A 6,334-nucleotide genomic window follows, 5' to 3' on the forward strand; every position below is an offset into this window, starting at 1 on the left:
CCCCCGCACGGTTCTCACCGCGGTCCCCGTGCCCTTCACGGCCACGGCCCCGTGTCTCGCTTCCGCCGACCGATTGACGGAAGGAGCGGCCGGCGGGCGGGTCCGTTCCGCCGCCCCGTGTCGGCGGTGCCGGGCCGCGCCCCCTGGCCGTGCCCCCACTCTCCCGTCCGGGCCCGCCCCGGCCCATCCGTGCGGCTACTCATCTGTGCGTCTAGGTACGGGTACTCAGGCCACCGCCTCCGGGCCCGGGGGACCGCTGTCAGTGGTGGTGGGTAAAGTCGCGGTCATGGCACGGATTGCGGTGATCGGCGCCGGGATGGGCGCGCTGGCGGCGGCCGCCCGGCTGGCCGTCGCGGGCCACCGGGTGACGGTGTACGAGCGGACGGACACGTACGGTGGCGCGGTGCGCCGCTTCGAGCGGGACGGGTTCGCCTTCGACACCGGCCCCGGTCTGCTGCCGTTGCCCGCGGTCTGGCGGGACCTGTTCCTGAAGACCGGCAAGGAGCCGCTGGAGGACCTGGTCGAGCTGGTGCAGGTCGACCCCTCCGCCCGGCATGTCTTCGCGGACGGCACCGGGGTGGCCGTCCCCAACGCCTCGCGCGCGGGCGTCGTCTCGGCGCTGGACGGGGCACTGGGCACCGGTGTGGGGCACCGCTGGGGCGACTTCCTGGTGCGGGCCCGCGAAGCCTGGGACCGCACCCGGCGCCCGCTGCTGGAGGAGCCGCTGTGGCCCGACTGGCAGGTGCTGGCGGAGCGCGAGCCCTATCCGGCGGTCCCGCACAAGCGCCTGCTGCGCACCCGCCGGGCCACCACCCTCGCCGAGGTCGCCGACTGGGAGCTGCGCGACGACCGGCTCGCGGCCCTGCTGACCGGTCATGCCCTCGCCCACGGCCTGGACCCGCGCACCACCCCGGCGAGCGCGGCCGTCCTGCCGTACCTGGAGCACGCCTTCGGCACCTGGTACGTGCGCGGCGGCCTGCGCGAGCTGGCCCGCGCGGTGTACGAGCGCTGTGTGCGGCGCCGGGTGGAGTTCGTTTTCGGCGCCGAGGTCGGTGGGATCATCGTGAAGGACGGCCGCGCGGCCGGCGTGGAGCTGGCCGACGGCACGGTGGCGGACGCCGACCATGTGGTGGCCGGCGTGGACCCGGCGCTGCTGGGCCGCCTGACGGACGGTTCGCTGGACGGACCCGGCGAGGTGCGCCCCGGTGAGCGCGGCGCGGCCCGGCTCACCCTGCTGCTGGCGCTGAAGGGCGCCCGTGAGACGGGGGCCGCGCACCGGACGGTGGTCCACGCCCCGGACGCGGAGGCCGAGCTGGACTTCCTGGCGAGTCCGGGCGGCGACTCCCCACCCGTTCCCACGGTGACCGTGCTGCGCCCCGACGACCCGGCGCTGCGGCCCGACGCCGCGCACGAGTCGGCGGTGGTGTGGGCGGCGCTGCCCACAGGCGTGGCCGGGGACGCGCGCCACGCGGAGATACTGCTCGACGCGGCCGCGAAGGCGATCCCGGCCCTGCGCGACCGCCTGCTCTGGCGCGAGGTCCGCACCCCGGACCACAACTCCGCCGAGACCGGCGCCCGGTACGGCACGGTCCCCGCCCCCTCACTGGCGGCGGGCGAGGGCGGTTTCCTGCACCCGGCCAACTCAACGCGGCTGCCCGGCCTGTACCGGGTCGGTGGCTGGTCCCACCCCGGCGGCGGGCTGCCGCACGCGGGGATGTCGGGGGCGATGGTGGCCGGACTCATCGTGGAGGGGCCCCGGTTCCGGGGCTCGACGTGAGCCGCGCTCAGAAGCGGTACCGCTCGTCGTAACCGGTGTTCTGCTGCTGGGGCCGGCCCTGGTAGGGGTACTGCTGCTCGGGCGGGGGTTCGCCGTCGTAGTTCTCGTCGGTGCGCTGCTGCGGTACCCACACCCCGCCCGCCGGGGTCTCACCCTGGCCGCCGGGGTGGTACGCGTCCTGGCCGTAGCTCTGCTGGGCGTAACCCTGCTGGGCGTAGCCGGAGTTGTCGTAGCCGCCCTCGTAGCCCTGGCCGTAGGGGTCGGCGTAGGCGGGGTACGCCTGCTGGGCGCCGGTGTCGTAGCCGTCCTGGGCGTAGTTCTGCTGGCCGTAGCCCGAGTAGTCGTAGGCGTACGTCTGGTCGGTCTGCTGGGGCTGGGCCGGGGTGCCCGCGCCGTAGACGCCGTAGGAGCCGGTGTCGTCGGGCATGGGCTGGGGTTCGTAGACCGAGGTGCTCCCGGCGGCGGTGGGGTCGGGGCGGACCGGGGTGAACACGTCGTCGTGGTCGTAGGCGTCGTCGTAGGCGTCGCCGGTGTAGGCCGGGGACGCCGGGCCGGGGTGGTCCTGGGCGAAGTCGGCGGACTCGTCCGGGTCGGGGGCGTCCAGGACCGGATCCTGGCGCTCGGCGCGGCCGCGGCGGCGCCGGGCGACGGGGCCGCCCTCCTCGTCCTCGGGGCGCTTGACGGCCCAGCCCGCGGCGAAGCCCTTGCGGAACGACAGCGTGACGTAGGTCTGCCCGACGGCGAAAGCGATGGCGCCCAGCCCGATCACGATGACCGACGGCATCAGCACGCCGACCACCACACCGAGGAACCCGGTGAAGGCGAGCAGCCGCCAGCGCAGCCGCGCCTTGTACTGCAGCAGCACCTCGCCGAGCAACCACAGCGCGACGACGCCGAACGCGATGTAGAGGACCGTCCAGCCCATGTACGCCCCTCTCCCAGTGACCGTTACGCAGTGTGTCGTACCGCGGGGTGGCCGGTCTAGGCCCGCGGGGGGTGGTGCAGGCCCAGGTTCTCGTAGATTTCCAGCGTGGCCGTGGAGTTGTTCAGCGTGATGAAGTGCAGTCCGGGCACCCCCTCGGCGAGCAGCCGAGCGCAGAACTCCGTGGCGAAGTCGATGCCCAGGGAGCGTACCGCCGCCGGGTCGTCCTTCGCCGAGAGGATGCGCTCTTTCAGCTCGGGCGGGAACAGCGCGTTGCTCAGCTTCGGCAGCCGTTCCAGCATCTTCACGCTGGTGACCGGCAAAATCTCCGGAATGACCGGGGTTTGGCAACCCGCGGCCTCGACCCGGTCCCGCAGCCGGAGGTACGACTCGGGCCGGAAGAACATCTGCGTGACCGCGTAGTCGGCGCCCGCGCGGCACTTGTCCACGAAGTGGGCGACGTCGGTGTCCCAGTCGGCGGAGCGCGGATGCATCTCCGGGAAGGCGGCGACACCCACGCAGAAGTCCCCCGACTCCTTGATGAGGCGCACCAGTTCGGCCGCGTAGGTCAGCCCCTCGGGGTGCGCAACCCAGTCGCCCATGGGGTCGCCGGGCGGGTCGCCGCGCACGGCGAGCATGTTGCGGATGCCGGCGTCCGCGTACTGGCCGATGATGTTGCGCAGTTCGGCCACCGAGTGGTCGACGGCGGTGAGGTGGGCGACCGGGGTGAGCGTCGTGTCCACGACGATCTGCTGGGTCTCCTTGACGGTGGTGGCCCGGGTGGTGCCGCCCGCGCCGTAGGTGACGGAGACGAAGTCGGGCGCGACGGCCTCGACCCTGCGCAGCGCGTTCCACAGGTTGCGCTCGCCCTGCGGGGTTTTCGGCGCGTAGAACTCGAAGGAGTACGCCGTCTTGCCGGTGGCGAGGATGTCCCGGACGGTCCGGGCGCGATCAGTCCTGGTGGATGCGGTTCCGAGGGCCATACCCGCAGGTTAGCCACGGGTGAGCGGCTGCCCAACAGGGCGCCGGCGATATGGCCGAATTGCCGGGCCTTTGTCCATCCCTTGGGACGGTTCCGCCCTCGGGCGGCGCGGGCTCAGACCTCGCGGAGCCGCTCGGCGAATTCGGCCGCCGCCGCACCGGGATCGTCCGCGGCCGTGATGGCGCGGACCACGACCACCCGGCGGGCGCCCGCGTCGAGCACCTCGTCCAGATTGGTCCGGTCGATGCCCCCGATGGCGAACCAGGGGCGCTCGGTGTCGAGCCCCGCGGTGTACCGGACCAGGCCGAGGCCGGGGGCGTGGCGGCCGGGCTTGGTGGGGGTGGGCCAGCAGGGGCCGGTGCAGAAGTAGTCCACGCCGTCCTGGGCGGCGGCCGCGGCGGCCTCCGCCTCGGAGTGCGTGGAGCGGCCGATCAGGACCCGGTCGCCGAGGATCGCGCGGGCGGCGGCCACCGGCAGGTCGCCCTGGCCGAGGTGGAGCACACCGGCTCCGGCGGCATGGGCCACGTCGGCCCGGTCGTTGACCGCGAGCAGCTTGCCGTGCCGGGCGCACGCGTCGGCGAAGACCTCCAGGTGGGCCAGCTCCTCGGCGGCCTCCATGCCCTTGTCGCGCAGCTGGACGACGTCGACACCGCCGGCCAGGACCGCGTCCAGGAACTCGGCGAGGTCGCCCTGCTCCCTGCGGGCGTCCGTGCAGAGGTAGAGCCGGGCGGCGGCGAGACGGGCGCGGGCGGTGTCGGGCATGCGGTGAGTCCCCCGGTGGTCGGTGTGCGGATGTCGGCGCGTACGGCGTCCGCGCGTACGGGCGTCAGCGCGTACGGGCATCGCTGCCGTGAGCGGCGCCGGTCGGGCGTCGTCGGGGCCCTGCCGGCGACAGGGCCCCCGACGCGGTGGGTCAGCCGGCCAGTGCCTGGGCCCGGCGCTTCACCTCCGTGCCGCGGTTCTCGCTGAGGGCCTGCGCGGGGGTGCCGGGCAGGGAGGGGTCGGGGGTGAAGAGCCATTCGATCATCTCTTCGACCGTGAACCCGTTGTCCCGCAGGAGCGTCAGGGTGCCGGTGAGGCCCTTGACGACCTTGTCCTCGTCGATGAAGGCGGCGGGGACGTGCAGCGCCCGGTTCTCACCTCTGCGTACGGCGATGAGCTGGCCCTCCTTGACCAGCTGCCGCACACGCGTCACCTCGACATCGAGCTTTTCGGCGATGTCGGGGAGGGTGAGCCAGGCGGGGACAAGAGCGTCGATCTTGGTGTCAATCTCGGTCACGACACCTAGCCTGCCATCCCCCACCGACAGCCGGTAGTCGGGCCACTCCGGGCACGGGCGCCCGGCCTACTCGACGACGGCCTGTTTCAGCGGGAGCGCGGGGTCGGTCAGCGCCTCGGCGTCCATCAGGCGGCCCGCCTCGATCAGCCGCCTGCCCTGGGCCAGGTCGCGCGGGCGGCCCACGGCCAGCAGGGCGACGAGGCGGCCCTCGCGCAGCCAGCACACGGTCCAGGCGGGGTCGGCGGGGTCACCGCGCCACACCGTGCGGTCGGCGGCCGCGTGGTGGCCCGCGTACTGCACGAACCGCCCGAACTGCTCGGACCAGAAGTACGGCACCGGGTCGTAGGGCGCCGCCTCCTCGCCCAGGATGTCGGCGGCGACCGTACGGGGGCCCTGGAGGGCGTTGTCCCAGTGGTGGACGAGCAGCCGCTCGGCGTAGCGGGCCGAGGGGAAGGAGGTGCAGTCGCCGACGGCGTACACGTCCTCCTCGGAGGTGCGCAGCCGGTCGTCGGCCAGGACGTCGCCGTGGGCGCCGAGGGCGATGCCGGAGCCGGTCAGCCAGGCGGTGGCGGGGTGGGCGCCGATGCCGACCACGACGGCGTCCGAGGGCAGCAGCGCGCCGTCGTCCAGCACCACGGCGCCGGGTTCCACGGCCGTCACGCGGACGCCGGTGCGCAGGTCCACGCCGCCGTCGGCGTACCAGGCGGTCATCGGGGCGGCGACCTCGGCGGGCAGGGCTCCGGCCAGCGGGCGGTCGGCGGCCTCGACGACGGTCACCGCGCAGCCGGCCTCGCGGGCGGCGGTGGCGAACTCGGCGCCGATCCAGCCGGCGCCGACCACCACGACCTCGTGCTGCCGGGCGAGCACCGGGCGCAGCCGCTCGGCGTCGTCCAGGGTGCGCAGCACATGCACACCGGGTGTCTCGTCGGTGCCGGGCAGCCGTACGGGTTCCGCGCCGGTGGCCAGGACCAGCACGTCGTACGGGACGGGCCCGGTGGCGGTGTCCAGTTCGTGCTCGGCGGGGCGGACGCCGAGCGCCTCGCAGCCGAGCCTCAGCTCGATGCCGAGCGAGGCGAAGTCCACGTCGAAGGCGGAGCCCTCGGCGGTGCCGAGGAGGACGGCCTTGGACAGCGGGGGCCGGTCGTAGGGCTGGTGCGGTTCGGCCCCGATCAGGGTGACGGGCCCGGTGAAGCCCTGTTCGCGCAGGGCGACGGCGGTCTGCACCCCGGCCGTCCCCGCCCCGACGACGACCACGCGCCGCCCCTGTGCCGTGCCGTCCGGAGATGTCTGCTCGCTCACGTGATCACCTTAGGTCAGCTCAGTTCTTCCACGGTGCTGGTGCCCGCACCCGGCCCGGACTCCCCTTCCCCCTTC

The 6,334-nt window shown here is 74.1% G+C and carries 6 protein-coding genes; 1 reads left to right on the forward strand and 5 read right to left on the reverse strand.

Annotated features, from left to right (window positions below):
* Nucleotides 1-286 precede the first annotated feature (286 nt).
* A complete protein-coding gene (locus ACFWN1_RS30645; RefSeq protein ID WP_384369154.1) occupies nucleotides 287-1,777 on the forward strand; it encodes a phytoene desaturase family protein in 1,491 nt (496 codons plus the stop codon).
* Between the two features lie 7 nt (nucleotides 1,778-1,784).
* Here the strand turns inward: ACFWN1_RS30645 and ACFWN1_RS30650 are convergent, their stop codons facing one another.
* The 5 genes from ACFWN1_RS30650 to ACFWN1_RS30670 all read right to left on the reverse strand — a co-directional run bounded on the left by ACFWN1_RS30650 (nucleotide 1,785) and on the right by ACFWN1_RS30670 (nucleotide 6,259).
* Entirely contained in the window at nucleotides 1,785-2,702 is a 918-nt protein-coding gene (locus ACFWN1_RS30650) for a hypothetical protein (RefSeq protein ID WP_384369157.1), read from the reverse strand.
* 56 nt (nucleotides 2,703-2,758) lie between these two features.
* On the reverse strand, nucleotides 2,759-3,682 hold the full coding sequence (gene metF / locus ACFWN1_RS30655) for a methylenetetrahydrofolate reductase [NAD(P)H] (RefSeq protein ID WP_384369160.1): 924 nt from the start codon (nucleotides 3,680-3,682) through the stop codon (nucleotides 2,759-2,761).
* 113 nt (nucleotides 3,683-3,795) lie between these two features.
* The gene (thiE, locus tag ACFWN1_RS30660) at nucleotides 3,796-4,443 is read right to left on the reverse strand and encodes a thiamine phosphate synthase (RefSeq protein ID WP_384369163.1); all 648 of its coding nucleotides are present in this window, start codon (nucleotides 4,441-4,443) and stop codon (nucleotides 3,796-3,798) included.
* Nucleotides 4,444-4,594: 151 nt separating this feature from the next.
* Entirely contained in the window at nucleotides 4,595-4,960 is a 366-nt protein-coding gene (locus tag ACFWN1_RS30665; protein WP_384369166.1) for an Rv2175c family DNA-binding protein, read from the reverse strand.
* Between the two features lie 66 nt (nucleotides 4,961-5,026).
* Nucleotides 5,027-6,259 (reverse strand): NAD(P)/FAD-dependent oxidoreductase, encoded by a 1,233-nt coding sequence (locus ACFWN1_RS30670; protein ID WP_384369169.1) that lies wholly within the window; start codon nucleotides 6,257-6,259, stop codon nucleotides 5,027-5,029.
* Between the last annotated feature and the right edge of the window lie 75 nt (nucleotides 6,260-6,334).

Source organism: Streptomyces sp. NPDC058459, assembly GCF_042721685.1.
Taxonomy (GTDB): domain Bacteria; phylum Actinomycetota; class Actinomycetes; order Streptomycetales; family Streptomycetaceae; genus Streptomyces.

Coding starts and splice junctions, on each gene's coding strand:
- ACFWN1_RS30650 (WP_384369157.1), bottom strand. CDS start 2,702: ATGGGCTGGACGGTCCTCTACATCGCGTTCGGCGTCGTCGCGCTGTGG.
- ACFWN1_RS30645 (WP_384369154.1), top strand. CDS start 287: ATGGCACGGATTGCGGTGATCGGCGCCGGGATGGGCGCGCTGGCGGCG.
- metF (WP_384369160.1), bottom strand. CDS start 3,682: ATGGCCCTCGGAACCGCATCCACCAGGACTGATCGCGCCCGGACCGTC.
- thiE (WP_384369163.1), bottom strand. CDS start 4,443: ATGCCCGACACCGCCCGCGCCCGTCTCGCCGCCGCCCGGCTCTACCTC.